The sequence below is a fragment of the Oscillatoria nigro-viridis PCC 7112 genome, from assembly GCF_000317475.1.
Taxonomy (GTDB): Bacteria; Cyanobacteriota; Cyanobacteriia; order Cyanobacteriales; family Microcoleaceae; genus Microcoleus; species Microcoleus nigroviridis.
Genome location: NC_019729.1, coordinates 5,199,288 through 5,225,388 on the forward strand (window position 1 = coordinate 5,199,288; position 26,101 = coordinate 5,225,388).

15 protein-coding genes are annotated in these 26,101 nt (G+C 45.8%); 6 read left to right on the forward strand and 9 right to left on the reverse strand.

Annotated elements, in window-relative coordinates; translation table 11 throughout:
- Positions 1–27: 27 nt before the first annotated feature.
- The 3 genes from OSC7112_RS21720 to cobA are packed head-to-tail and all read right to left on the reverse strand — an operon-like array spanning position 28 to position 2,211.
- Positions 28–384 carry a type II toxin-antitoxin system death-on-curing family toxin gene (locus OSC7112_RS21720; protein ID WP_041622674.1) on the reverse strand — a complete coding sequence of 119 codons (357 nt, stop codon included), beginning with the start codon at positions 382–384 and terminating at the stop codon, positions 28–30.
- A gap of 16 nt (positions 385–400) precedes the next feature.
- On the reverse strand, positions 401–592 hold the full coding sequence (locus tag OSC7112_RS21725; RefSeq protein WP_015177921.1) for a hypothetical protein: 192 nt from the start codon (positions 590–592) through the stop codon (positions 401–403).
- Positions 593–624: 32 nt separating this feature from the next.
- Complete coding sequence (gene cobA / locus OSC7112_RS21730; protein WP_015177922.1) at positions 625–2,211, reverse strand: uroporphyrinogen-III C-methyltransferase; 1,587 nt, start codon at positions 2,209–2,211, stop codon at positions 625–627.
- 190 nt (positions 2,212–2,401) lie between these two features.
- Here cobA and OSC7112_RS21735 point away from each other — a divergent pair, with 190 nt between their 5' ends.
- A complete protein-coding gene (locus OSC7112_RS21735; RefSeq protein ID WP_150111579.1) occupies positions 2,402–5,620 on the forward strand; it encodes a glycosyltransferase in 3,219 nt (1,072 codons plus the stop codon).
- A gap of 73 nt (positions 5,621–5,693) precedes the next feature.
- Here OSC7112_RS21735 and OSC7112_RS21740 read toward each other — a convergent pair whose 3' ends face one another.
- Genes OSC7112_RS21740 through OSC7112_RS21755 form a run of 4 tightly spaced genes read right to left on the reverse strand, consistent with a single transcriptional unit; the run spans position 5,694 to position 17,866 of the window.
- Positions 5,694–15,539 carry a tetratricopeptide repeat protein gene (locus tag OSC7112_RS21740; protein ID WP_015177924.1) on the reverse strand — a complete coding sequence of 3,282 codons (9,846 nt, stop codon included), beginning with the start codon at positions 15,537–15,539 and terminating at the stop codon, positions 5,694–5,696.
- 57 nt (positions 15,540–15,596) lie between these two features.
- Positions 15,597–15,833, reverse strand: a complete 237-nt coding sequence (locus tag OSC7112_RS21745; protein WP_041622675.1) for a hypothetical protein — start codon at positions 15,831–15,833, stop codon at positions 15,597–15,599.
- Positions 15,818–16,876 (reverse strand): homogentisate phytyltransferase, encoded by a 1,059-nt coding sequence (locus tag OSC7112_RS21750; RefSeq protein WP_015177925.1) that lies wholly within the window; start codon positions 16,874–16,876, stop codon positions 15,818–15,820. Before OSC7112_RS21750 ends, OSC7112_RS21745 begins: the two co-directional genes overlap by 16 nt.
- A 36-nt stretch (positions 16,877–16,912) precedes the next feature.
- On the reverse strand, positions 16,913–17,866 hold the full coding sequence (locus tag OSC7112_RS21755) for a methyltransferase domain-containing protein (protein WP_015177926.1): 954 nt from the start codon (positions 17,864–17,866) through the stop codon (positions 16,913–16,915).
- A 260-nt stretch (positions 17,867–18,126) separates the two neighbouring features.
- On the opposite strand from OSC7112_RS21755, the gene OSC7112_RS21760 reads away from it, so the two are divergent.
- The gene (locus OSC7112_RS21760; protein WP_015177927.1) at positions 18,127–19,461 is read left to right on the forward strand and encodes a TrkH family potassium uptake protein; all 1,335 of its coding nucleotides are present in this window, start codon (positions 18,127–18,129) and stop codon (positions 19,459–19,461) included.
- Between the two features lie 140 nt (positions 19,462–19,601).
- Complete coding sequence (locus tag OSC7112_RS21765; protein WP_015177928.1) at positions 19,602–20,297, forward strand: potassium channel family protein; 696 nt, start codon at positions 19,602–19,604, stop codon at positions 20,295–20,297.
- A gap of 337 nt (positions 20,298–20,634) precedes the next feature.
- Here OSC7112_RS21765 and OSC7112_RS21770 read toward each other — a convergent pair whose 3' ends face one another.
- Positions 20,635–20,868: a hypothetical protein gene (locus tag OSC7112_RS21770; protein WP_041623355.1), complete on the reverse strand. Its 234-nt coding sequence runs from the start codon at positions 20,866–20,868 to the stop codon at positions 20,635–20,637.
- Positions 20,869–21,307: 439 nt separating this feature from the next.
- Between OSC7112_RS21770 and OSC7112_RS21775 the strand changes: the two genes are divergently transcribed.
- The 3 genes from OSC7112_RS21775 (at position 21,308) to OSC7112_RS21790 (ending at position 25,262) form a co-directional block, all read left to right on the forward strand.
- Positions 21,308–21,907: a sulfite oxidase-like oxidoreductase gene (locus OSC7112_RS21775; RefSeq protein WP_015177931.1), complete on the forward strand. Its 600-nt coding sequence runs from the start codon at positions 21,308–21,310 to the stop codon at positions 21,905–21,907.
- 628 nt (positions 21,908–22,535) lie between these two features.
- The gene (locus tag OSC7112_RS21780; protein WP_015177932.1) at positions 22,536–23,228 is read left to right on the forward strand and encodes a PEP-CTERM sorting domain-containing protein; all 693 of its coding nucleotides are present in this window, start codon (positions 22,536–22,538) and stop codon (positions 23,226–23,228) included.
- A gap of 834 nt (positions 23,229–24,062) precedes the next feature.
- Positions 24,063–25,262, forward strand: coding sequence for an ISAzo13 family transposase (locus OSC7112_RS21790; RefSeq protein ID WP_083888119.1), 1,200 nt, complete (start codon positions 24,063–24,065; stop codon positions 25,260–25,262).
- Here OSC7112_RS21790 and OSC7112_RS21795 read toward each other — a convergent pair.
- Positions 25,249–26,082 carry a mechanosensitive ion channel family protein gene (locus OSC7112_RS21795; protein ID WP_015177933.1) on the reverse strand — a complete coding sequence of 278 codons (834 nt, stop codon included), beginning with the start codon at positions 26,080–26,082 and terminating at the stop codon, positions 25,249–25,251. The two genes, OSC7112_RS21790 and OSC7112_RS21795, sit on opposite strands and share 14 nt — an antisense overlap.
- Between the last annotated feature and the right edge of the window lie 19 nt (positions 26,083–26,101).

The window sequence follows — 26,101 nt, forward strand, 5'->3', positions numbered from 1 at the left end:
GCAGGCTGCCCAACTTACTTATTAAAACTAAACAATACATGACTCGAACTCGGTGCTTAATTCTTCCTTAGTCATCGTTCCCCGTGCGACTCGCATGACTAAATCATATGCTCGATCGTCCGTCAAATTCAGAGTGCAACCGTTCAAACGCAAAAAGGTATCTGTCACGGCAAAAGCCGTTCGTTTATTGCCGTCAATCAAGGGATGATTCATGGCTATGTGATAGAGATAGGCGGCAGCTTGTTCGCTAATCGTTGAATGCAAAAATTGACCCCCAAAAGTTGCTTGCGGTTGAGCCAAAGCCGACTCTAACAAGCTTTCATCTCTGACGCCGGGAGTGCCGCCAAATCTTTCTATCTGTCTGGCGTGGATACTTAAAACCATACTTTTGCTGACAAAATTAGGAGTTGGCAAGGCGACGGTAAACCTCCTTTCTTTCCCGTTCTGAATCTAGATATGCCTGCCATGCTTTGGCTTCTAGTTTTTGTTGTTCTTCTTCAGTTTTTAAGGAACGGACAAATTCAAGCACTTTCAGCAGCAAGGGTTCTGGTACTTGGTCGAGTTCTTGAAGAAGTTGGTCTTTTGCGGTCATGTTTCTTTCCTCCTAATGAGCGTACAACTATTTTACAACCTCGCTTGTGTCCATTCAACGATCGCCTCAGTCAATCCATCTAAGGTGTATTCTTTGGCTTCCACATCTAACTTACCCAATAATTTCTGACAGCTTTTGGAAGTTTCCGGGCCGATGGATGCGATGCAAACGTTTTCCAACCAATCCTTAGACAGCGACAATTCGGGGATTTTTTCTATAAGATTGCAGAAGTTATGTACGGTTTTGGAACTGGCAAATGTTATGATATTTACGGCTTGATTTTGGAGTGCAGAGAGGGCGATCGGATCGATTGTTTCGGGACAGCAAGATTGGTAAGCTGGCACTTCTATTACTTGCGCTCCTTTGGCGGTGAATTCTTTAACTAAAACTTCTCTGCCGCCGCTTTCTACTCTCGGAAATAGGATTTTGCAGTTTGTAGGGGCGGTGCCCCCGTGCCCGCCCTGCCAGGGGAAGTTCTCGACTAGGGAATCGGCGACAAAGTTGGGGGGAATAAAGTCTGGTTGTAGAGAGTGCGATCGCAAACTTTCTGCTGTTTTTTTCCCGACAACTGCGATTTTAATACCAAACAAGCTGCGGGCGTCTTTGCCTTTTGCTTGTAATCGTTGAAAAAAGCAGTCTACAGCGTTGTGGGAAGTGAGAATTAACCAGTGAAAGCTTGACAATTGTGCGATCGCACTGTCTAATGGTTCCCAACTCGAAGGTGGCCCAATTACCAAGGCGGGCATTTCGATCGCGCGAGCTCCTTGTTGCTGGAGTCGATCGCTAAATTCAGCCGACTGAGAAGCCGATCGGGTGACTAAAATTGTTTGTCCTGCTAGCGGCAATTGGCTGTTATTAGTGGTGACTGGTGTATCGATCATATTTGTGCTTTTTGGATGGATTAAATATTCGCGCAATCTAACTACTTCCCCAATTACGATCGCGCAAGGCGATAGAGATTGACCTGCTGTTTGCTGTACAATATTTGAGAGAGTGCCCAGCCAAATTTGCTGTTCGGGGCGGCCGCAATCTCGGATAATGGCGATCGGAGTTTCGGGCGATCGTCCGTGTTTTTGCAATTGCCAAATTATGTCGCTTAAATTGCGCCCTCCCATCAATATTACCAAAGTTTCTATCTGCACTAATGCTTCCCATTCCAAAGCATCGGGTTCATGGGCGCTCATCACTGCAAAACAGCGACTCATTACCGGATCTGTGAGGGGAATTCCTGCTAGTAAAGGTGCGGCTAAGGCGGAGGAGATTCCGGGTATTACTTCAAAGTCGCAGCCCGCTGTGATTAAGGCTTGAATTTCGGAACTAGAACGACCAAAAATAAACGGATCGCCGCTTTTTAAGCGGATTACTTGTTTTCCTAGTTTGCAATGTTCTACCAGCAAACGGTTAATTTCTTGCTGCTGGGTGGAAGGTTTGCCGCCGCGTTTCCCGACTTCGATTTTCCGACAAGTTGCTGGGATTAATTCGAGTTGCGGGATGTCGATGAGAGCATCGTAGATTAAGACTTCGGCTTGGGATAGCAGTTTGTGCGATCGCACTGTCATCAAGTTACAATCTCCGGGCCCTGCACCGACTAGATAAACTTTCCCTTTGTGGTTTTTCACAATTCCTCCTCGATCGTCTCCATAGTATAGTTTTATGAATATTGCGGTGCTTCGGCGCACCCTACCCTGCCCTATAATTTAATCAGACTTTTCAAGCAGCCTGTAGGGGCGGGTTCACCCATCGCCCTCAACGGTGCAAACAGGTTAAATAAACCCGCCCCCACCCAACGAGATGCACCCGTTACTATTTATGCAGATTATCATCATCACGGCCGCCGATGCAAATTACTTTGAATTAGTGCGAGGCACTATTTTATCGGTGCGGGAAAAACCAGAGGGTGAAAATGTGGCGATCGGCTTTTTCGATCTCGGCTGCACTCCCGAACAGTTGCAGTGGCTGGAAACACAAGTTAATATCATTCAAAAGCCCGATTGGGACTTTGACTTTCCTGGCAGAAATGAATCTCCCGAACATTTAAAAGGACTATTAGTTAGACCTTGTTTGCGAAAATACTTTCCCAATTTTGATATATACCTTTGGATAGATGCAGATGCTTGGGTTCAAGACTGGAGAGCAATTAATTTGTTGGTTGAAGGAGCATCGCGCCGGGGACTGGCAATTGTTCCCGAAGTTCACAGGGCAAGCTTGCAGCAGTACGGGCAACTTCCTCAGTTTTGGCAGTGGGTTTATCAACAATATGAAGCTAACTTTGGTGAAGAAATTGCTAAGAAATTCTACAGTTATCCGATATTAAATGCCGGAGTTTTCGCACTCCGAAAAGATGCTTTGCATTGGGAAATATGGGCTGAAAAACTAGATCGAGGATTGCAAAAATCCGGCTGTGTCATGACAGATCAATTTGCCCTCAACCTCGCTGTTTACAGTGGCGAATTGTTCAATCTGACTGAAATGCTCCCAGCTTGGTGCAATTGGATATTCAACGGTTTTCCGGTTTGGGACAAGCAGCGAGGCTGTTTTGTGGAGCCGTACTTGCCGCAGGAGGCGATCGGCATTTTGCATTTAGCCGGCCGCCAGCAGTTTGACCGAGTACAATTGATGGCAACTGACGGCGATATACTGGAAATTAGCGTCCGTTATCAACCTAAAAAACAGGAAGCAATACAAATAATTCAAAAACCAAAAATGACTTACCAACAACCTGAAATTAGCAAAAATAATTTATTACAACCAGGCGATTATGTTTCCCCAGGGTTCCAAATAATTATACCTGACTCCTATTTCCCCAATATGATTATTGCCGATCCAAATGCAAGTAACTGGCCTTACTTGCGCCGGGAAATTCCGCATAATTGGTATGCAGATAAGCGCTATCCATTCATCGGGTTTTTGAATCGCGACGAAGCGCACATCCTTTACAATACAGCCCTGCAATTCAAAGGTAAAAAAGCCTTAGAAATTGGCTGCTGGCTAGGGTGGTCTGCCTGTCACTTAGCCCTCGCCGGAGTTGAGTTAGATGTCGTCGATCCGCTGTTAGAAAGAGAAGACATCAGACAAAGCGTAATCGACTCAATTCAAGGTGCTCTAAATGCGTCTGGCGTTCAAACATCAGTCGAGCTAATCCCCGGCTACAGCCCCCAAAGAGTAGAAGAATTTTCCGCTCAATTTAACCGCAAATGGTCGTTAATTTTTATTGACGGAGAACACGGAGGTGATGGGCCATTAAATGATGCTATTGTTTGCGAAAAATTGGCTGAGGAAGATGCAATAATTTTATTTCACGATTTAACTGCTCCCGATGTGGAGCGAGGTTTAGATTACTTGAAGCAAAGGGGATGGCAAACGGTAGTATATCAAACAATGCAAATTATGGGGGCTGCTTGGCGGGGCAATGTCGAGCCAGTAAAACATCGACCAGATCCCAATATTTTCTGGCAGTTGCCAGCACATTTGCACGGTTACAATATTAGCAGTTTAGAGACCGTTAATTCTCAAACACGCAGCCAAACCAATCAAAACCAACAGTCATATTATACAAGAAATTTTTACCAATTAATCGGAGAAGGAACTCGCAGTTCTGCTAGAGAAATTATTCCCCTGCTGTTAGACTTGCTGCAACCCATTTTACCTAAAAGTGTGGTGGATGTGGGCTGCGGTACGGGAAGTTGGTTAGCGGCTTTTCAGAAGTTGGGAATTGCCGACTGTTTGGGAATAGATGGCGATTATGTCGATCGCACTCTATTACAAATTCCTTTAAATCAGTTCCAATCCGCCGATTTAAAGCAACCCCTGGAAATAAACAGAAAGTTTGACTTAGCAATTTCCCTAGAAGTTGCGGAACATTTGCCGGCTACCTGTGCCGAAAACTTTGTTAATTCTCTCACTCAACTAGCACCATTGATTCTGTTTTCTGCTGCGATACCATTTCAAGGAGGCGTCGAACACGTTAACGAACAGTGGCCACAATATTGGGTTTATTACTTTCAGAAAAAGGGTTATGCAGTTATTGACTGCCTGAGAAAAAAAATATGGAACAATGACAAAGTAGAGCCTTGGTACGCTCAGAATATCTTGATTTTTGTTAAACAAGAATACTTGTCGGGATATCCGAGGTTAGTAAATGAGTATCAACATACCGATATGAATCAATTAGCGATCGTCCATCCCAAAATTTATTTCTACAGCTTGCAAGCTGCTAAAAAATCCGCAGATAATTTACAATCAGAAAGTGTCAAACAAGTTTCAGCATCGCCACAATTGGCAGATCGACCTTTGGTATCTGTGATTATTCCCTGCTACAATCAATCTCATTTTTTGCTGGAAGCAGTAACTAGCGTGATTAACCAAACTTACAAAAATTGGGAAATTATCATTGTCAATGACGGCAGCTTAGATACTACCAGTACAGTAGCAAAAAATGCGATTGCAGTAAATCCCCAGCATCAAATTAGGCTAATAGAGCAAGCTAATCAAGGGATATCAATGGCTAGAAATACCGGCATAGCGGCAGCAAACGGCCAATACATAATGCCCTTAGATGCCGATGATATCTTAGCTCCAAATGCCTTGATTTGTCTTTTAGAAATATGTCTAAAATCCAAAGTACCTTGCATAGCATTTGGTTCTTATAAACTTTTTGGCGGGAATGAAAATCACACAATACCCAGTTATGATTTATATTCACCAAAAAATATCAAACAATCTAATATGATTTGCACGTCTTCATTGTATCACAAATCAGTTTGGAATTTGGTCAACGGTTACAAAGCAGAGATGAAAGAAGGTTATGAGGATTGGGAATTTTGGGTTAATTGTCACAAACATAGCATTCCTTTTTTGGGAACGAGAGAAATAGTTCTTAATTATCGTAGCGTTCATGGTTCTAGGAATGAAAATGCTCAAAGTTACCATCATAAATTGGTAGCACAAATTGTTTCTTACAATCCCGAACTATACGATATTGAAAGTGTCAACAGTGCTAACAAACTATTGGAATCAATCGCGAATTAATCTTTTTTATAAGAACTAAAGTCTTTACTACGAAAAATTATCTGAAAGTTTTTAGTCAGGACTTGAGTGTTATCTACATATCAGCAATCACATCCAAAAAACGCTTAACCTGTTTTTCCCAAGTCCAATCTCGCATAAAGTTAGCCGCAGCTAAACCGATCCGTTTTGATTCTTCGCGATTAGTATAAACTTGTTCCAAAGCCTCGACAACTTCTGCCACATCAGACTCTCCCCAACCTTCTACACCGGAAAAAGGAGCAGTCAGTTTAACTCGTCCTTGGCTCCATAAAGGATAGCAAATGTTGCTGTAAATCAAGTCTAAATGACCAGTATTTGCTGATAGAATAGTCGGAATTCCGCAGGCCATACTTTCCATCGCGACTAAATTAGTGCCGCCTTCACAGCGGTTGGTGAAAACAGCGCAGTCGGCTTCTCGCAAAATTTGTCCGGTGAGGTGATTGGGAATTAAGCCGATGTCGATAAAAGAGTCAACCGGCAAACCGTTAGCCACTAACCATTGGGAAATTTCTAAACTTCCGTCGCGGTTGATATTGGGAAGTCCGACAACGTTTCCGGTTTGTTCGATTCCTAACATATACTGAGGCCAGAAGTTGTGCCATGTTGTTAGTAACAAAGCCTCTGGATGTTTGGCGCGAAATCGTTTGAAAGCGGCAATTACAATATCTTGACCTTTGCGATATTCCAGTTTGCCGCCGGAGAAAATGACGAAGCGATCGCCAAATAGATTAGATTTGGGTGCAGGATGGAAAATTGTTGGGTCAATTCCTTGATGTACCATCGCCACATTAGTCAAGCCGCAGCTTCTCAAAACATCCGCATTCCAGTTAGAACCTGCGACAATCGCGCTATATTTTTTGCCTGTTTCTAGTGCTGCTGCTGTGATTCGCGTGTCTTCAAAAAATATGACTCCTATTTGACAAGCGCTGGTAATTTGATGGTCAACTCCAGACGATGCTAAATTATTCCCCAAAGCGTAAAGTACGGGAAAATTACAACTGATTTGTTTGTCCGAATTTGCTGCTACTAATTCCTGAAAAGTTTTGTGCTTTTCAATTACAGGTAACAACAGCGATTTATGCAGCGGATTCATTGATTCTGAGGTGATTGATGGCGGTGCTAAAAGTGCAACTTCCCAGGCAGGATTTTGCCGCAGTTGCAGTGTTAAATTCAGGGCGTAAATTCCCCAGCCGCTGGTGATGCTGAGGGGCCAACTAATGCCGATTCCGGTAATTTGTGGGGGAGTTTCTGGGGGTTTAATTTGAGGCAGAGTATCAGCATCTGCCTTACCAGGCTGAGTCTGGAGACGAGTAGATTGTAAGGGCGGTGCCCCCGTGCCCGCCCTCTCTAGCAAGGCTGCTTTTATGCGATCGCAAACTCCATCCCAATCACCGGCTTTTTGCTGCCTAAACAACCGCGCAGTAGGATACCAAGGGCTATCTTCGCGTTCCAGCATCCAGCGCCAATCGGGAACAAAAGACAGCAAAATCCAGACGGGTTTGCCCAAAGCACCGGCCAAGTGCGCGACAGAAGTATCTACGCAAATTACTAAATCGAGTTGCGAAATAATTGCTGCTGTGTCGGCAAAATCGACGCAATGTTCGCTCAAATCTTCAATTTGGTGTTGCTTTAATAAAGTGCGCGAAGCGCAGCTATCCTGTAGGGAATCGCCCGCTGACAAATCTTTCTGAAGACTGTAAAAACTCACTCCCGGAACATCGACAAATTTCACAAAATCGCTCAATTTACACGATCGCCGATGATTGTTGCGGTGCAGCGGGCCGCCCGCCCACACAATACCTACTTTTAGTTTATTGTTCTGCTCTAGGGAAAATTTAAAATCCTGTGGCGGAGCTAAATAAGGAATATTTGCCGGTATATTTTCCAAAGTCGTTCCCAGAATTCGCGGCAAACTCATCAGCGGGGCTTGCACTTGAAAATCTATCAAATCGCTCGGCCTGACTCCTACTCGATCGACTCCTGGAATTCCTTCAAATAAACGCTTCAGCAAGACATGACAAGCAACAATAACTTGGCCGCCTTTTTGCTTAACTAAAGGCGCGTAGCGGATAAACTGTATCGTATCGCCAAAACCTTGTTCAGGGTGCAATAAAATTGTTTTTCCCTGCAAATCCGAGCCGTCCCAAAGCGGTTGCTCAAAATAACACGGATCCAATTGTTCAGTTTGCCAGCGCGATTCGTACTCCGCAAAACCAGGCTCATAATTTCCAGTTAAGAGCAAAGCTAAGGCTAGTCCCAAGCGCCAATTTGGCGAGTTGGGACGTAGTTGAATTGCTTTATTGTAGAAGTCGATCGCCTCTGTGACTTGTCCCTGTTCTTCGAGGGCAGAACCCAAATATAAGTTTGTTTCGCTAAGGTTGGGATTGGTTTCTAGCGCTTGTTTGTAGTGCGAAATTGCCTCGGTTATTTGCCCGTTTTCCTGTTTGAGATAACCTAAACAACTGTGGGCTTCGGCGTGGCTGGGTGAGGTGGCAATTACTTGTTCGTAACGAGCGGCTGCGTCTGCTTTTTTACCTTGGTTTTCTAAGGCCTTTGCTATGTAAAATTTTACCTGTGCGGGCGCTAAGGAAAATCGAGCAGAAGCTTCGCTATCTCCTGTACCGAGAACAGCTTGCGAACGAGTAGAAATTAGGTGTTTTAAGGCTGTTTTTATGCGATCGCAAACTCCCACCCAATCGCCCGGTGTTTGCTGCCGAAACAGCCGCGCCGTCGGATACCAAGGGCTATCTTCGCGTTCCAACATCCACCGCCAATCCGGCATAAAACACAGCAAAATCCATACCGGTTTACCCAAAGCACCGGCTAAGTGCGCGATCGCAGTATCGACGCAAATTACTAAATCTAGTTGCGATATCACCGCCGCAGTATCGGCAAAATCGTTCAAATTGTCGCTCAAATTTATCACGGGAATTTGAGTTAACAAAGTACGATCGCCCGCCGACATTTCTTTCTGAAGACTGTAAAAACTTACACCTGGAATATCTAATAATTGCAGGAAATAGCTTAAATCGCTCGATCGCTGAAAATCCTTCAAATGTTCCGAACTTCCCGCCCACGCAATCCCAACTTTAAACCGATCATCGGAATTTAGAGAAAATTGCCAATTCGGCGGCGCAGCTAAATAAGGAACATTAGCCGGTATATTTTTTAAATTTGTTCCGAGAATATACGGCAAACTCATCAGCGGTGCTTGCACTTGGAAATCCGGCAATTCATCCATCCGAACCACCACTTGTTCGATGCCAGGAATCTGCTTAAATAAACGCTTCAGTTCTTGATAGCAAGAAAGGATTACTTTGCCGCCTTTTTGCTGCACAATTGCCGCATACCGCACAAATTGAATGGCATCGCCGAAACCTTGTTCGGATCGGAGCAAAATAGTTTGGCCGTTCAAATCTGAACCGTCCCAAACTGGTCGGTCAAAATTCAACCGTGGCAATTTTTTCGCCTGTTCTGTTTGCCACCGCCACTCGTATTCTGCTAAACCGCGCGGCAAGTCCCCAGTCAACAGCAATACTAAGCTTAAATTGAAGTGAGCCTTAACACAATCGGCATCTATTTCGAGCGCTTTATTGTAACATACAATTGCTCGATTAATGTCTCCTGCTTGTTCAAAAGCACTGCCTAAATTAGTAATAGCTTCTATATAATTAGGGTTCAAAGATATGGCTCGTTCCAAACTAGAAATTGCCTGTTCTATTTTGCCCGCACCCAAGCATAACGTTCCCAGGTGATAGTGTCCTGCAGGATCGTTAGGTTCTGCTTCAATTGCACGCTCGTAAAGCCGTTGGGCCTCGTCTAGCTGAGATTGTGCTTGCATCGCCACACCTAAATTTACCAGCGCTGGCACGTAATTGGAATTGACAGAAAGTGCTTGATGAAAACAGGCGATCGCAGTCGGCAAATCGCCCTGCTGCTGGAGTATGGTGCCGAGATTGTTGAGAGCTTTGACGTAAATCGGATTCAGGGCGATCGCCTTTTGAAAACAAGATACAGCATCGGGTATATTGCCTCGATCTTGCAGCAAAATACCCAAGTTATTGTGCGCTTGAGCGCAGTTCGGATCGATTTCGATCGCGCGCTGATAATAGGCGGCAGCTTCGGCTAAATCGCCTGTTTGGTGCAGCGTCACTGCCAAATTCGTGGCGGCTTCGATCGAATTCGGCTGCCAAACTAAAGCATTTTTAAAACAAGCGATCGCCTCGGAAAATCTACCTTGCGCTTTCAGAACATTTCCGCAATTGAACTGTTCTTGAGCTAAGTCAACATTGGGCTGAGCTTCTATTAGTGGTTGAGCTTCCTGATGCTGAGAAATTCTTTCTCTGAGCGCCAAACTAGCTTGTTCTAAAACTCCTTCCCAATCTCCCGCTGTTGACTGGCGAAACAGCCGCGCCGTCGGGTACCAAGGACTATCTTCGCGTTGCAACATCCACCGCCAATCCGGCACAAAACACAGCAAAATCCACACTGGTTTGCCCAAAGCACCAGCCAAGTGTGCCACAGAAGTATCTACAGAAATCACTAAATCCAGAGCCGATATTACAGCCGCAGTATAGGCCATGTCTTGCAAATTAGAGCTTAAATCTGTTACGGGCATTTGCTCTAACAAAGCGCTATCGTCTGCTGTCATTTCCTTTTGCAAGCTGTAAAATTCTGCTCCCGGAATATCTAACAGTTTGGACAACAAATTTAGCGGTAACGATCGCACCTTATTTTGGGAATGTTGAGAATTTCCAGACCACACAATCCCTATTTTCAAATTAGCAGTTTGGCGAATAGTACATTCCAAACCGGGCGGCGAAGCTAAATAAGGAACCTTCGCCGGTATAGTTTCTAAAGTTGTTCCCAGAAGGTGAGGCAAACTCATTAGCTGCGCGCGCACTTGAAAATCCGGCGCATCCTCTGGGTTAACTATTAACCCATCGATTCCCGCAACTTGTGCAAACAAGCGCTGCAACTGCGGCAAACACCAAACAATTACCCTACCGCCTTTTTCCTTGACTAAATCTGCGTAGCGGATAAACTGAATTGCATCGCCTAAACCCTGTTCCGGGCAAAGCAAAATAGTTTTTCCTTGCAAATCTTTGCCGTCCCAAACCGGCTGTTGAAAACTGTAGCCCGGGTACTCTTTTTGTTGAACCAGCAGTCGCCATTCGTACTCGGAAAAACCGCGCTGAAAATCTCCCGCCAGCAGCAAAGCTAAACCTAAATTTAGGTGAGATTCGGGGCTAGCGACATTGAATTTAACTGCTTGGCTGTAGTAGGTGAGAGCATCCGCAAATTGTCCGCGATTGTGGAAAGCACTTGCCAAACTGTAGAGGGGATTGATATAGCCGGGTTTGAGTTCGATCGCCCGATGGTAACAATCGATCGCCTCTGCCATTTTTCCCGCTTCCTCAAAAGCTTGGCCGAGATTGTTCAAAGCTTGTGGAAAGTCGGGTTTCAGGCTCAAAGCTTGCTGATAGCAGCCGATCGCATCTTCAATTTTGCCCTGTTTCTGCAGGACAATTCCCAGATTGCAGTGAGCCTGTGCACTGGCTGGCAATTTCTGAATCGCCTGCTGGCAAAAAGCTAGAGCCTCATCTAACTTATCTTGGTTTGACAGCCAACTCCCCAAAGCAAGATCGGTTTCTGCCAAATCCGGTTGCAGCGCCAGAGCTCGATCGTAGTATGCGATCGCATCTGCAACTCGCCCCTGTCGGATCGAGGCGTATGCTAAGTTGTGCAAGGCATCTAAATAATTAGGCTCGATCGCGATCGCCCGTTCGTAATTCGCGATCGCCCGTTCGTAATTCGCGCCCGCTGCCGCTTCCTCCCCTTGTTCCTCCAAAGCAATTCCCAAATTCAAATAAGCCGCCGCGCAATTAGGATTGACTTGAATAGCTTGCTCGTAGCAGCTTATAGCCTCCGCCACATCTCCTTGCTCTTCCCGCAGCAGCCCCAAATTAATCAGCGCTTCCGGGCAATTCGGGTTCAAAGAAAGCGCCCGTTCGTATTCTGCGATCGCCTCTTCAGTCTCTCCTGCTTCCGCGAGCGCGCTGCCCAAATTGCTTGCAGTTTCCGCCAAATTTCGGTCGATTGCTAGGGCTTGTCGGTAGTGCGCGATCGCCTCTGTTAGCTGGCCGCTTTGCTGTTTGACAACGCCTAAATTGCTGTGCGCGGCTGCGTAATTAGGGTCGATCGCGATCGCTCGCTCGTAACATTCGATCGCAGCGCCAAAATCTGCTTGCTGCTGCAAATCCACGCCCAACCGAAACTCTGCCTCCGCCGAATCCGACGGCCGGGATGCTGCTGCAACCGCGCCTAGAGCTTCCGCCACCCGAGCGAAAACGCTCTCCCAGTCGCCCCGCTGATGCTGGCGAAACAGCCTTGCGCTTGGATACCAAGGACTATCTTCGCGTTGCAACATCCACCGCCAATCCGGCGAAAACGCCAGCAAAATCCACACCGGTTTGCCCAAAGCGCCCGCCAAATGGGCGACAGCGGTATCGACACTAATGACTAAATCCAGTTTGGCGATCGCAGCAGCAGTATCGGCCAAATCGCCAAAATGCGGGCTCAAATCTACGATCGGCGTTTGATTCAACAGGGCGCGATCGGCCTCGGAAACCTCTTTCTGCAAGCTGTAAAAACTTACCCCCGGAACGTCCAAAAGCGGCAGAAACTGGCTTAAACTGCACGAACGCTGCTTGTTTTTGCGGTGTTTTGGATTCCCCGCCCAGACAATCCCAACTTTCAAAGTGCGATCGGGCAAAAGCGTAAATTCAGCACCCGCAGGCGGAGATAAATAAGCAATATTTGCCGGTATTGTTTCCAGCTTTGTACCGATAATATACGGCAAACTCAACATCGGCGCTTGCACGTCGAATTCCGGCATTTGCTCGCCTTTAACTATTAGCAAATCAATGCCATCAACCGTTGCAAATAAACGGTGCAATTGCGGGTAACAGCCAACAATGACCCTACCGCCTTTATTTTTGACGATCGCAGCGTAGCGAATAAACTGAAGCGAATCGCCTAAACCTTGTTCGGCGTGCAGCAAAATAGTCTTTCCCACCAAATCAGAACCGTCCCACAGCGGCCGGTATTCTCTCGCCGAAACAGTATTATCCGGCCCCGTCAAAAAACACGAATGACCAGTGTGAAATTCTTTTATTTGCCAGCGCCACTCGTATTCAGCGAGACCATTTTCCAAATCTCCCACCAACAGCAAAGCCAAGGATAAATTCAGGTGAGCGCTAGCGTGATTTGGACTTAAATGAATCGCCCGTCTGTAGCAGGATATCGCATCTTCTACCGCGCCTTTTTCCAGAAATGTCCTGCCTAAATTGTTGATAGCTTCCACAAAATCCGGCAGCAATTCTAGAGCTTTGTGATAATACTCCAGCGCATCTTCTAAATTGCCCTGTTCTTGCAACACTGTTGCCAGATTGTTGTAAGCTTCCCAGCTATGCGGATGAATTTCCAGCGCTCGCCGGTACAGATCGATCGCCCTTAGAAGTTCCCCTTTTTCTTGCAGCGCCACCGCTAAATTAATCAGTGCGGGTACGAAATCCGGTTGAGCTACAAGAGCTTGCTCGTAATGTGCGATCGCCGCTTCCACTTGACCTTGTTCCTCAAAAATCTTTGCCAAGTTGTAAGCTGTTTGAGGAATATTTGGATCGATGGCTAAAGCTTCTCGGTAATGCGGGATAGCGGCCTCCAATTCGCCCTTTTCTTGCTTGAGAAAACCAAAATTAATCCGCGCTTGAACGCAATTTGGCTCAAGAGATATAATCTGTTCGTAAAGGGCGATCGCCTCTTCCTTATCTCCTGTTTCCATTAACTGTTCTGCTTGCCGCAATAAATCCTCTAAAACAACTAAATTCTCGCCAGCCGTTCCGATCGCAGCCGATGTCTCAATCCCCTGCGATTGCTTAACTGCCGAGGCTTCTGCCAACCCTTCGCTCGCCATCACAAATATTTGTTTACTCTCTTTAACCACGCTTGCACCTGTCATGTTGAGAGCCACCGAATCGAGGTCAGGCCGATCATTAGCAGTCATGGCGAGTGAAACGAAGTCAAGCGAATCTTTGGCAGCATCCTCGGAATAACTAGCAGTATTGGCGATCGCAAATAAACTCAAAGCCGCCTGTACTTCCTCAAACAATTCTTGCCAACTTTCCGGCTGACTTTGGCGGAAAAGCCTCGCAGTTGGATACCAAGGATTGTCTTCACGATCCAGCAGCCAACGCCAGTCAGGAGCAAAAGAAAGCAGCACCCAAACCGGTTTTCCTAAAGCACCGGCTAAGTGCGCCACAGCCGTATCGACAGTAATGACTAAATCCAGTTGAGATATAGCCGAAGCGGTATCAGCAAAGTCGTTCAAATGCGGAGTTAAATCCGGCACTAAGTGTTGGTTCAACAAAGTGCGATCGCTCTCGGACAAGTTTTTTTGTAAACTATAAAAAGCGATTCCCGGAACATCCAAAAATCGAATAAAATCGCTCAAGCTGCAAGAACGCTGATTGTCTTTCCGGCGCTTCGGACTCCCCGCCCAAACAATCCCTACCTTCAATTTGGCATCAGAAGAAAGCGCAAATTTGCACTCAGCAGGCGGCTCTAAATAAGGAACATTTGCAGGTATTGTTTCCAGAGTTGTCCCCACAATTCGCGGCAAACTCATCAGAGGTGCGTGAACGTCAAATTCTGGCAAACCCTCAAGACTAACTGATAAATATTCAATACCAGCAACTGTCGCAAACAACCGCATCAGTTCGGGGTAGCAAGCCACCATAACTTTAGCGCCTCGGCTGCGAAGAATCGGCGCGTAGCGAATAAACTGAATAGAATCGCCAAAGCCTTGCTCGACGTGGAGTAAAATAGTTTTCCCCTGCAAATCCGAACCATCCCAAACCGGCTGTTTAAATTGCCTCGGTTGTAGTTGCGGAGTGCGCCACCGCCACTCATATTCAGCAAAACCGCGCTGAAAATCTCCGAACAAGAGCAAAGTTAAACCTAATTCCAGGTGTGCGATGGCGTTGTCTGGCTGCAATTCCAAGGCTCGAATGTGACAAGAAAAAGCCTCTTGAAACTCTCCTAAATCGACCAAAGCGTGTCCGAGATTATTAATAGCCTCCACGAAGTCGGGCTTTAATTTTAAGGCTTGTCGGTAGTGGGATATTGCTACTTTTGCATTGCCTTGTTCGTGGAAAAATGCTCCTACATTGTTGTGAGCTTCGGGATTGTTGGGGTCGAGTTTTACAGCTTGCTGGTAGCAGTTGAAAGCTTCAGCAAATTTACCTTGCTGCTGCAAAACTGTTCCCAATCCCATCAGAGAGTATGTTAAATTTGGATTGACTTTTAAAGCGTGGAGGTAATAAGCTATCGCCTCGTTTAATTGATTTTTTTGTTTATATAAATGTCCTAAGTTGTGCGCTGTTTCGTGCAAGTTGGAGTCAAGCTGCAGCGCTGTTTGGTAATATAAAATAGCGGCGTCTATTTCGCCTAATTGCTGTTTTGCCCAGCCCAAATTATTGTAGGCGAGGACGGAATTTGGCTGAATTTTGATTACTTCTTCGTAACTGGCGATCGCCCTTTGATACTCGCCTACATCCAGCAAAAGATTAGCTTTATTTAAATGCGCTTCTACAAAATCGCGGTTTTGGGCGATCGCCTTTTCGTAAAAGTCGATCGCCTCTGCAATTTTTCCCTGCTGTCTCGCCGCTATTCCCAACAAACAGAGCACGTTTGCTGATTCCGGCTGTACTTCTATTATTTGCCGATACAAATTCTCAGCTTCTAACAAACGGCCGGCTTGGTGATGTTGCCAAGCTAATTTCAAAGAGTCTTCGGCACCCAGTTTGCAGGCAGATTTCCGCGATTTTTTTTGAGAAGCCATAGTTGTCTTGGTTTTTGGGAGTTCGCTAACTTGTAATTGCCAACTTGTTCTAATTTGTTAACTCTTCCTTCCTTCTTCCTTATTCCTTATTCCTTCTTCCCCCTTCCTTCTTCCCCCTTCCTTCTTCCTTCTTCCCCCTTCCTTCTTCCCCCTTCCTTCTTCCTTCTTCCTTCTTCCTCCTTCCATCGGAGTGACATCCGTTACATCCGACGAAAGCGAATCTGTTGCCGAACTTCCTTTTTCCTTCTTCCTTCTTCCTTCTTCCCCTTCTACCTCTTCTACCCCAACAAACAAGCTGCGGGAAAAATCAGATATTCTAAGAAAAACAACTTCCAGATAAACTGATAAAATCCAGCAATTTCTATTTTATCGTCCAAATCAACTTTCGCGCTCCAAAACCACATCAAACCCAAAGCCGCCAAATGAGAAACTGCCAGAAACACTAAATTAACATTAGACAATACGATCGCTCCCGCCAAAGCCACGCCCAAATAGCACACCGTCAACACCCAGCGAGATAAATTAAAGACGGTCGCCTTGCCCAGCTCAATCGTAAACGTAGTAATATTATATTGCTTGTCCCCTTCCATGTCGGGGATATCTTTAAAAATGGCGATCGCAAACGTAAACACCACAACAAAAACCGTCAGCACCCAAACTTCCGCAGGAATCTCAAAAGACACACTCTCCAAACTCCAGCCAGAAAAAGCGCTTTTCGCCCTTCCCAAACCCAACACCCAATTAAAATGCAAAAATAACCCTAAATTTACGATCGCGCCCCGCACCGTAAAAATGCACAGCGCCGCCCAAAAAGGAAACCGCTTCAGCCGAAGTGGCGGCAGAGAATAAGCAGTCCCGATCGCCAAACTAACCCCAACGGTAGCCAGCAAAAACGGGCCTTGCAAAACAGCAGTCAAAATTGCTATAATTCCCGTGGCAATTACAATTAATTCCCCGGTTTTCCGAGAAAATGCTCCAGAGGCAATCGGCAAATACGGCTTATTTATTTTATCAATTTCAACATCTTCTAACTGGTTCAATCCCACAATATAAATATTGCCGCAAATGCAAGCCAACCAGGCAAAAGCTAGGGGCTCAAATACAGAATTCACAGACAGCCGCGCACTTTGGGCGATCGCGTACAAAGCCAATACACTCAAGCTAGTACCCACAATTGTGTGCGGCCGAGAAAACTCCCAAAATGCCCTCACCCAGCTTTGCGGAGCCGAGCCATTTTTATCAATCCAAGACTTGCCAATCGAATCGTTGCCCATAAATCTCACACCCGCACCAAACAAATAATATGCTCTAGGGTGTGCAATGCACACCTTACTCATCAACTCAAGACTCAAAACTTCTCTGATATATGCCTGTTATTTTACAGCACAAATCAGCCCAAAACGAATCAACCCGCTCTGATATCCACGGCTCATCAATCCCAGAGCAAGTGCTGCTTGAATAGTAGTCCAACCGCTAGTTAGCAAACCCCAAATCGCGCTCGGAGTCAAAGCAGAATCGATCACCACATCCCAAAAAGGAGCAACAGCTTTTGACCAATCAGCGGTGCGAATACTTGTCAAAGGCAAACTGCGAACAATTTCCTCGTATTCCGGCAAAGAAATCACGTAAGGCAAAGCATAAACCCGGTAAATTTCTGCCAATTCCTTTCTCTCTTCATCAGTTAATTCACCCGCCGTTTCTCCCACCGGGCGGTGACACCAAGTTGCCAAAATCAAAGTTCCTCCCGGCTTGAGTACGCGGCAGCATTCCTGCAAAAACTTAATTTTGTCTGGCATATGTTCTCCGCTTTCGAGCGACCAAACCAAGTCGAATGACTCGTCAGGAAAAGGCATATTCAAAGCATCGGCCACTAAAAAATTCACATTGCTTTGAGCATCGGCAATTTTAGCGCGTTCGGTCGCTCTGTTGGCCTGTACCGGACTCAGAGTAATCCCGGTAGCTGTAACGCTAGCGCCCGTTTTGTTGAGTTCGGGCGATCGGCTACCCTCTCGATCGACCCCGCCATCCAACTTTAAATTATTTTGAGCGATCGAACTAAACTTTTCGGTCAAATACAGCGTGCTGCCACCGATCCCGCAACCGACATCCAGAATGCGGTAAGATTCACACAGTGCCTTCTCTGAGGGTACTCCAGCCCATGCCAGCAGTTCTTCTATCAAATCTATCTGAGCCTGTCGGCGCTCTTTTTTCAAATTGCCATCCGGGCCGTAGTAACCGTGGTGCATATGTTCGCCCCACACCTGCTCCCACAAACCGCTAGAAGCGTCGTAAAGTTGCTGAATTTGCTGGTAAAGTGTTGATGTCATCGCCGGATCGCAAGTTATTAAAGGAATTCTACCGTTATTTTCCCGATGTTGTCATAGAATTTGGCGATTGAGTTCGATCGGTCTCCGGCCTTCGCCAGACAGAGATGTCCTGATTTCCAGCCCGAGGATCGATTTGTGGGTTGCGTCTAAAATCTCAAATCTCAAATCGATTTGTGGGTTGCGTCTAAAACCTCAAATCTCAAATCGATTTGTGGGTTCCCTCTCAAATCTCAAATCTCAAATCTCAAATCTAAAATCGAATGACTGTCTCGCGAACCATTGCTTTGGGCTTTCTCGCTGTCATCCTCGCAGGTGCTCTATTACTGATGATGCCATTTTCCACAATTGATGGAACTTGGAGCGATCCAATAACAGCACTGTTTACCTCTACTTCCGCTGTCTGCGTCACGGGATTGTCGGTTGTGGATGTGGGAAAATATTACTCTTTTTGGGGGCAACTGTGCCTAGTTTTACTGGTGCAAATAGGAGGCTTGGGCTACATGACAGCCACGACTTTCTTGCTGCTGTTACTGGGCCGCCGCTTTGGCTTGAAAGACAAAGTTGCCCTGCAACAATCTCTCGACAAATCCGGGCTAGCCGGCGTAGTACAACTCGTGCAGTCAATTCTAGCAACAACGCTTTTGTTTGAATTAACAGGAGTGTTTTTGCTGATGACGGTTTTCGTCCCCCAATACGGATTTAAAGAGGGTGTGTGGTCGGCTATATTTCACAGCGTTAATTCCTTTAACAACGCCGGTTTTAGCATCTATTCAGATAATTTGAGCGGCTACATCAGTTCGCCTATGGTTAACTTCACAGTCGGGGGTTTAATCATATTTGGGGGAATCGGCTATCAAGTAATTATGGAAATGTACCTGTGGCTGCGCGATCGCTTCAACAAAAGCCCTATCTGCACAGTTTTTTCCCTGAACTTCAAAGTTGTTACCACTACAACGGCTGTCCTTTTAATTTTAGGAACCCTAGCCTTTTTGGTGCTGGAATACGACAACCCAGACACTTTGGGCGCTCTAAATTTCCCTCAAAAGCTGATGGCAGCTTGGTTTCAATCTGTTACTCCCCGCACGGCGGGGTTCAATACAATTAGCATTGGCCAAATGACCGAAGCATCGCTATTTCTGACGATCGCGCTGATGTTTATCGGCGCCAGTCCTGGCAGCACCGGCGGCGGAATTAAAACCACAACTTTTAGGATATTGTTTTGCTGTACCACAGCAGTTATCGAAGGCCAGGAAGAGGTGGAGTGCTATCAGCGTCAAATTCCGCCAGCAATGATTCTAAAAACCATTAGCGTAGTCTTCGGTTCCCTGTTGGTCGCATTCACATCTGCAATTTTAATCGAGCTGACCAATCCCCAAGTAGAATTTATCGCAGCGCTGTATGAAGCAGTTTCAGCTTTTGCCACGGTCGGTCTTTCCACTGGGATTACACCCACGCTTTCAGCGATCGGTAAGTTGATTTTGATTGCTACAATGTACATAGGTAGGGTTGGGGTGCTGCTGCTGATAAGTGCTGCATTCGGCGATCCAAAACCCAGGTCTTTTAAGTATGCTGAGGAAAGTTTGTTAGTGGGATAAAAAAATCCTGTCTCGTTGCTGATAATCTAAACAATGGGTGACAACCCAAATCAACTTTTACTACTTACCCAAAAATCAAAAGGAGGCGGCGCTGTCTCTGCTAAAATTTAAACAGCAAGACGCTCAGCGCTGGATATTGAGTGAACCTGTCATCTTTGAATTTTTTTCGCACTTTGCGCGCCGACAACAAGCAGTTTGCAGTTATTGGTTTGGGACGCTTCGGCAAAGCTGTGTGTTCGACTCTGCACGGCTTGGGTTACGAAGTCTTGGGAGTTGACACCGATGAAAAAAAAGTAACTCAAGCTTTGAACGATCGTATTGCTGCTCACGTTGTGCAGTTAGATTCTACTGAGCCTAGCGCTCTGGCGGAAGCCGGTATATTTGAATTTGAAACAGTGATAGTTGCGATCGGCAATTACCTAGCAGAAAGCATTACCACCACCCTAAATCTTAAGGAAGGGGGGGTAAGTCACGTAATAGCCAAAGCTTCTTCGGAAACTCACTTAAAAGTGTTGAAAAAAGTCGGTGCAGATCATGTAGTTTTTCCAGAACGAGAAATGGGCTGCTCTTTAGCCCGGGTTCTTACACAACCCAGCATTTTAGAACGGTTTGACCTCGACCCAGATCACAGCATCGTTGAGTTGCTCGTTCCTGAAAAGTTTGACGGTAAAACCATCTCCGAATTGGAACTCCGGCGCAGGTATGGTTTGAACTTGCTAGCAGTCGGTCGCGCCGACAAGTTCGAGATCAATCCGCAGCCCAGCGAACGCTTGAGAAAGGGCGAGGTGATGGTAGTAGTTGGTTCTAATAAAGATATCAATCGCTTGCCAATTTAACAGAGCGCCATTTTATGCACATACAGCAACACTTCTGGACTCAGAAACCCGGTTTCTTGGGTTCCGAGTGTCGAAGTCCTCAGCAAGTGGTGCGGGATGTGTCAAAATTTCCGACGCTCACAAACCCGGTTTATCTAAAATAAACCGGGTTTCTCTGTCGATCTTTATGTTCTAATTTTTAACCGAAATATCTAAATTGAATTTCACCAATTTTAGGGTTGGTTCCGCCTTTGCGACTCCCTCTGAGAACTTAGCCACACAAATCGGGAAAAATTTCAACAAAGTAGCAGCAATCGAGCGCGCTCCCGCAAATAATAGGAGCGCTAGCACTGAAAATTCAGCCGACTTTCAAGATATCTTGCAAATAAGCTTTGCCCAAAACCACTACCGCCAAGACTAGAGCGAGTTCAACAGGCCAAGGACACACCGCCAGCAACCAAATTAACGAGCACACTCCAATAATTGCAGCTATGGGAGCCGGAATTCCGTCTAGCGTTCTATTGTCAGTCCCGGCAGTCACCCACCCAGCAATCAAGCACACCGTCAACGGAATCAAGCAACTTGCGATCATGATTTTTACCCCATCAAATTTTTTTACATATGGCATCTAAGCATATTGTAACAATACATCAAAAATTGGGGAATGCACCATGAATTGCGATAAAATGTAGGATTACATACTTAAGAAGTAGATAGGCAGAATTAAACCGATCGATGTAACAGTATGTAAACAGGGCTGACTTAGCCACGCTTAGGGAATGTGGATACTTGACAATCGTTTACACAATTGCGTTTGACAGCGCCTACCTACTTAGGCTGGGATCATAATAGTTGGTAATTGTTAGCTTCGGCTATCTCCAAAGGCAGAATTAGGTTGGGCTCAGATAGAAGTTAAGGATTTTTCTTTCTACAGAAGTGCTGAAAGCTTTCTACCTTGAGATGAATTGCGATGCGCCCATCTCTGCAAGCTATACTCAGGATTGCAGTCAGTTACTGTAGAGCGTGAATCAATGCTGGGCAAATTTTTTCGCAAGCCAGAATCAGAAAACATCGATCGCGTCCCCCCGGGTCAATACCTCGCCAACGGCTTTCCCGTGCTGACCTACGGCGATACACCCTCCGTCAGTATTGAGAGTTGGGAATTTAAAGTCTGGGGATTGGCAAAACCACAAACCTTCACTTGGTCGGACTTCCAGACCATGCCCCAAAGTAACTTTACTGCGGATTTTCACTGCGTCACCAGGTGGTCAAAACTCGACGTGCAGTGGACGGGAGTCAAAGTCACAGATTTTATGAACTACATAGAAGTCGATCCGAAAGCTCTGCACGTCCTGGAACACTGCTACGGCGGCTACACCACTAACATTGCGATCGCCGACTTCCTCCGAGAAGAAAACTTTTTCGCCCACACCGTCTTCGGCGAACCTCTATCCGCAGACCACGGCGGTCCAATGCGGCTCGTAGTTCCCCACTTGTACGCTTGGAAAAGCGCTAAATGGATTAACGGGCTGGAGTTTACAGAAACTGAAGAACTCGGTTTTTGGGAACGCAACGGCTACCACCGGCGGGGCGAACCTTGGGCAGAGGAACGCTACAGCGGTCTGTTTTGATGCCGGAGCTCGGGAGCAAAGACTTGCCCAGAGCTGCTCTATACAATCTTGGTGGAGGGGCAATGCGCTCTTTTACGGCTTCAGTCTGTGGAAATTGCATCTCCTCGATCGCATCTTTGGGATATCTCACGCCACGGGATCTATTTAATATCAACCAAAATACGTAGAGCCAACGATCGCATTTTGTACGTAATTTACCCGATAGATAAACTACTTTAACTCCCCTACACAAGCCCCAAAAAACAAATATTCCCAGTTTCTGGCTAATAGAAAACTTCTGTAACTGTCAGTACCCACGAATATTACCGTATTTATACTTAAGTGTTTGCTGTTGAGGATTTAGACTTGAGAATCTAATAAAAAATTAGCACGAGCCCGAGCCAGATAAGTTGGGCTGACCCGCGCTCCCCTGCCCGCGAATGAAAGGTTTCAAGCCACAATTATTATAATTATTTAGGGGGGTATGTTTAGGGAGCGATCGCCCGCAGGGAGATGCGATCGACAGTATTTGTGAAGGTTATGTAAAGGCTTGATAAAGAATATGTCAAACTCTACCTAAAGTGAACCAAATACAAACAAAGTATCGCATAATGAAATTATTAAGACCCTCGCACAAAAGGAACAGGTTATGAATACCAAACTCTTATCGGCCCTCACAGCTACCGCAGCCGCCACAGCTCTGTTTGGCGCCGGAGCCCCAGCTCAAGCCTTCTCCTTTAGTACCAACGGCATCACATTCAGCCAAGATACAAGCGTCAAGTTTAACTTCAAACAATCTCACGGAATGTACCAATCCTCTTTGGGAATCTACAGCGTGAAGGACTCGGCTGCCACTCTAGTTAGCACCCTGTTTTCGGAAACTAAATCCTCAGACAACGAGTGGGAAAACGAATGGAAAGGAACTCTGGGCAATACAGTCTTGGGTTCTGGCTCGGCAGTATTCACATTCCTGGCAAATCAAGTTTACACTTTGGGACTCGACAGCGGCTGGGGTGGCAGTGTCTACTCGACCTCAGCGTTGAACAGCGGCAGCCAGCAAGCAGTTTTTGGCGCGCAATCGCAACTGTGGGACGCACTCGACAAAGAAACCACGAACGTCTTCCAAGCAGCCGGACAATTCACAAACGGATACGCTTCTCTGTTTAACGGAGGCACGCTAATTGGCTTCGACGATCGCGGTAACAACAACGACGCAGACTTCCAAGACTTCACAGTCAGCGCAGAAGCAGTTCCCGAACCGATGACAATGACTGGTTTGGCTCTCGGTTTGGGTGGCTTGGTTGCAGCGCGCCGTCGCCGCGCTAGCAAAACGACTTCATGATTTTTTCAACCGGAATAATCTCCTCATTTACGTTTGACAAAATAAAATTCAATTTGGAGGCGCGCTAATGAGAAATCGGCTCGCCTTTTGCTTTATTTGAGAAGTCAGGAGGGAGAAGTCATATCAATTCTGGTTGCACTCCTAATGACTGTTGACTGTTGACTGTTGACTGGGGGTCGCCAAACTGAATGATGGTTGAGAGTTGGATGTTGACTCGATTTTACTCCCGACGATCGAGCGCAGATTTAATATCAGAGGGAAGTTCGGCAACGCCCAGCGTACCGGATTTAAGGGATTTAACGCATCGATGTGGAGGGCACAGGTCAAGATTGAAGAAGTCCGACGGGAGAAACAGGATTTTTCCCACTCTCGCCCTCTCCCACTCTTTCCCTCTCCCGCTCTCTCCCTCTCCCAACTCAAAATTCAAAACTCACTCACGGTAAAGTGTTCGATCGTACAAAGTCACCGATACCCGTTGAAGAATTTGGCGTTGCATAATAGCGGGATGATTTTGATTGTTTTGCGGGATGGGCCCATGATCCCGAAGGCGTGTATTTTCACAGCAGGCGGGACGCCTAACCCCTACTCCCCACAATAACGATCCTCAAATTGTGCAACGCCAAGAATTTTAATGTCCGCCCCGACGCACGTTACTTTAATCGCCACCACAACCAGGGCTTTTGTCCCTAGCACCTGTGCTTGTTCCGGCAGCGTCCAATAGCGGAGAATAAGATGTCAAGAACCTTGGTTAGAGAACGCCACAGAATGATTGATCCTATAATAGTCAAAATATAATTTCAGTGTGCAGCCTATCTTATGTCTCTAAAATCTATCATGAAACTGACCGAACACGCCAAATCTCTTTACATCGAAACAGCTAAAAAACTCAAGGGGACAGACAGACGACAATTCATGGCATCGGTAGTCAAAGATTTAGGAATAGGTGGACAAACGTTAGTAGAACGGGAGTTAGGATGGAATAGACGGACCATCCGTAAAGGGATGAAAGAATTGAAAAGTGGTGAGCCAATTGTCGATGGTTTCAAGCGCAGTGGACGAAAGCGGGTTGAAACAAAATTACCCAACTTATTGAAAGATATTACATCGTTAGTAGACCCACACAGTCAAACTGATCCTAGCTTTAAGAGTACACGATTATATACGCGCATGACTGCCAATGAAGTCCGTCGTCAATTAATTAAACAATTTGGTTATAGTGATGAAGAACTACCGAGCGCCGAAACAATTAGAAGAAGATTGAATGATTTGGGTTATACCTTAAAACGAGTTTTGAAAACTAAACCAGTCAAAAAAATCCCCGAGACCTCAGCCATTTTTGAACAACTTGAACAAGTCAATACAGCAGCCGATAATAACCCAAATACTCTCCGAATTTCCATTGATGCCAAAGCTTCCGTCAAGATTGGAGAATTTGATAGAGGTGGTAAAAATCGGACGCCAACTATTGCAGTTGACCACGATTTTTCGACTCAATCAAGTGTGATTCCCTATGGTATTTTTCTGCCTGAGTACAATGAGCTATTTTTATTCTTCGTTACTTCTAAGTTGACGGCTGATTGTATAGTTGACTTACTTGAAAGTTGGTGGCAAACTGTTAAACACCGTTTTAGTCACATTCAAAAATTGGTCATCAATCAGGATAATGGACCGGAAAATCATTCTCGTCGTACTCAGTTTATGAAACGAATTTTAGATTTTTCCCAACAATCTCAACTGACGTTACAATTAGCTTATTATCCGCCCTATCATAGTAAATATAACCCAATAGAACGTTGTTTTGGTTGGTTAGAAAAGCATTGGAATGGTAGTTTACTTGACACTGTTGAGACTGTTGTAAATTTCGCCAAAACTCTCACATTTAAGGATAAAAATCCAGTGGTGACATTGGTAGAAACAATTTACTCCACAGGAGTTAAACTTTCGGAGTTAGCTATGGCAGAAATTGAAACCCAGATTCATCGTCTCCCCAATCTTCACAAATGGTTTGTAGAAATTTTCGCTAAACCCACATAGCTATTGGATCATTCTTTTTGTGGAGGTCTCTTAATGCCTGAAGTATCAACTTCTGGAGTTCTTTGGGACAAAACGCCTTCAACTTCGGCAATAGCTTTAACCAAGGTTTCCATTGCTCGGGAAGGTCGGTATCGCAGGCTAAAATTAAACGCAGGTTGGTTCGCCTGTGTGGAATGGTTGTTAGTACCCGCACTGAATTGGTAAATACGATCGCCTTCGGCACGATAAATCGCTCTCCCCGATCGCTAATAATTTGAGTTGAACGCAGCAAAATCTTTTCAACAGTACCTTCAAAGCCTTCTACAATTATCCGATCGCCCAATTGCAACGGTTCGCGCAACAGCAACAATATTTCCGCTAAAAAGTATTTGAAGATGTCTGGGAACGCGAAACTAATCCCTACTGAACCAAGTCCTAACCAACTGATGATATCTGCAGCCCGCCAAGCTGGGAACGCAATCACGCAGGCCCTCAAACTGCCAGCAGCCCAAGTGAGGGCAAAGGCTATCTGCACCAATAGCGATCGCAAGGACAAACTTTTGACAGTCTGTTGAGTAGCTGCCGAGATTGTTCGGCGAACAAACTTCGCTGCGGTGTTCGTCAGCACCAGAACTACCACAGCCGCTGCTATTGACGGCATTACCTCGATCGCTTGACCCAACAGGTTTAACAAGCTAGTTTGGATGTGTTGAATTATCACACCCATTGTTAAATTTGAACTCAAAAATTTTAGACCAATAATCGATCGCTGGCTAATTTCTGATTTTTCCAGACCCTCGTTTATGCTATATTCAACAGACAATGATATCATATATTTCATTGATCTACTGCTTAGCTCA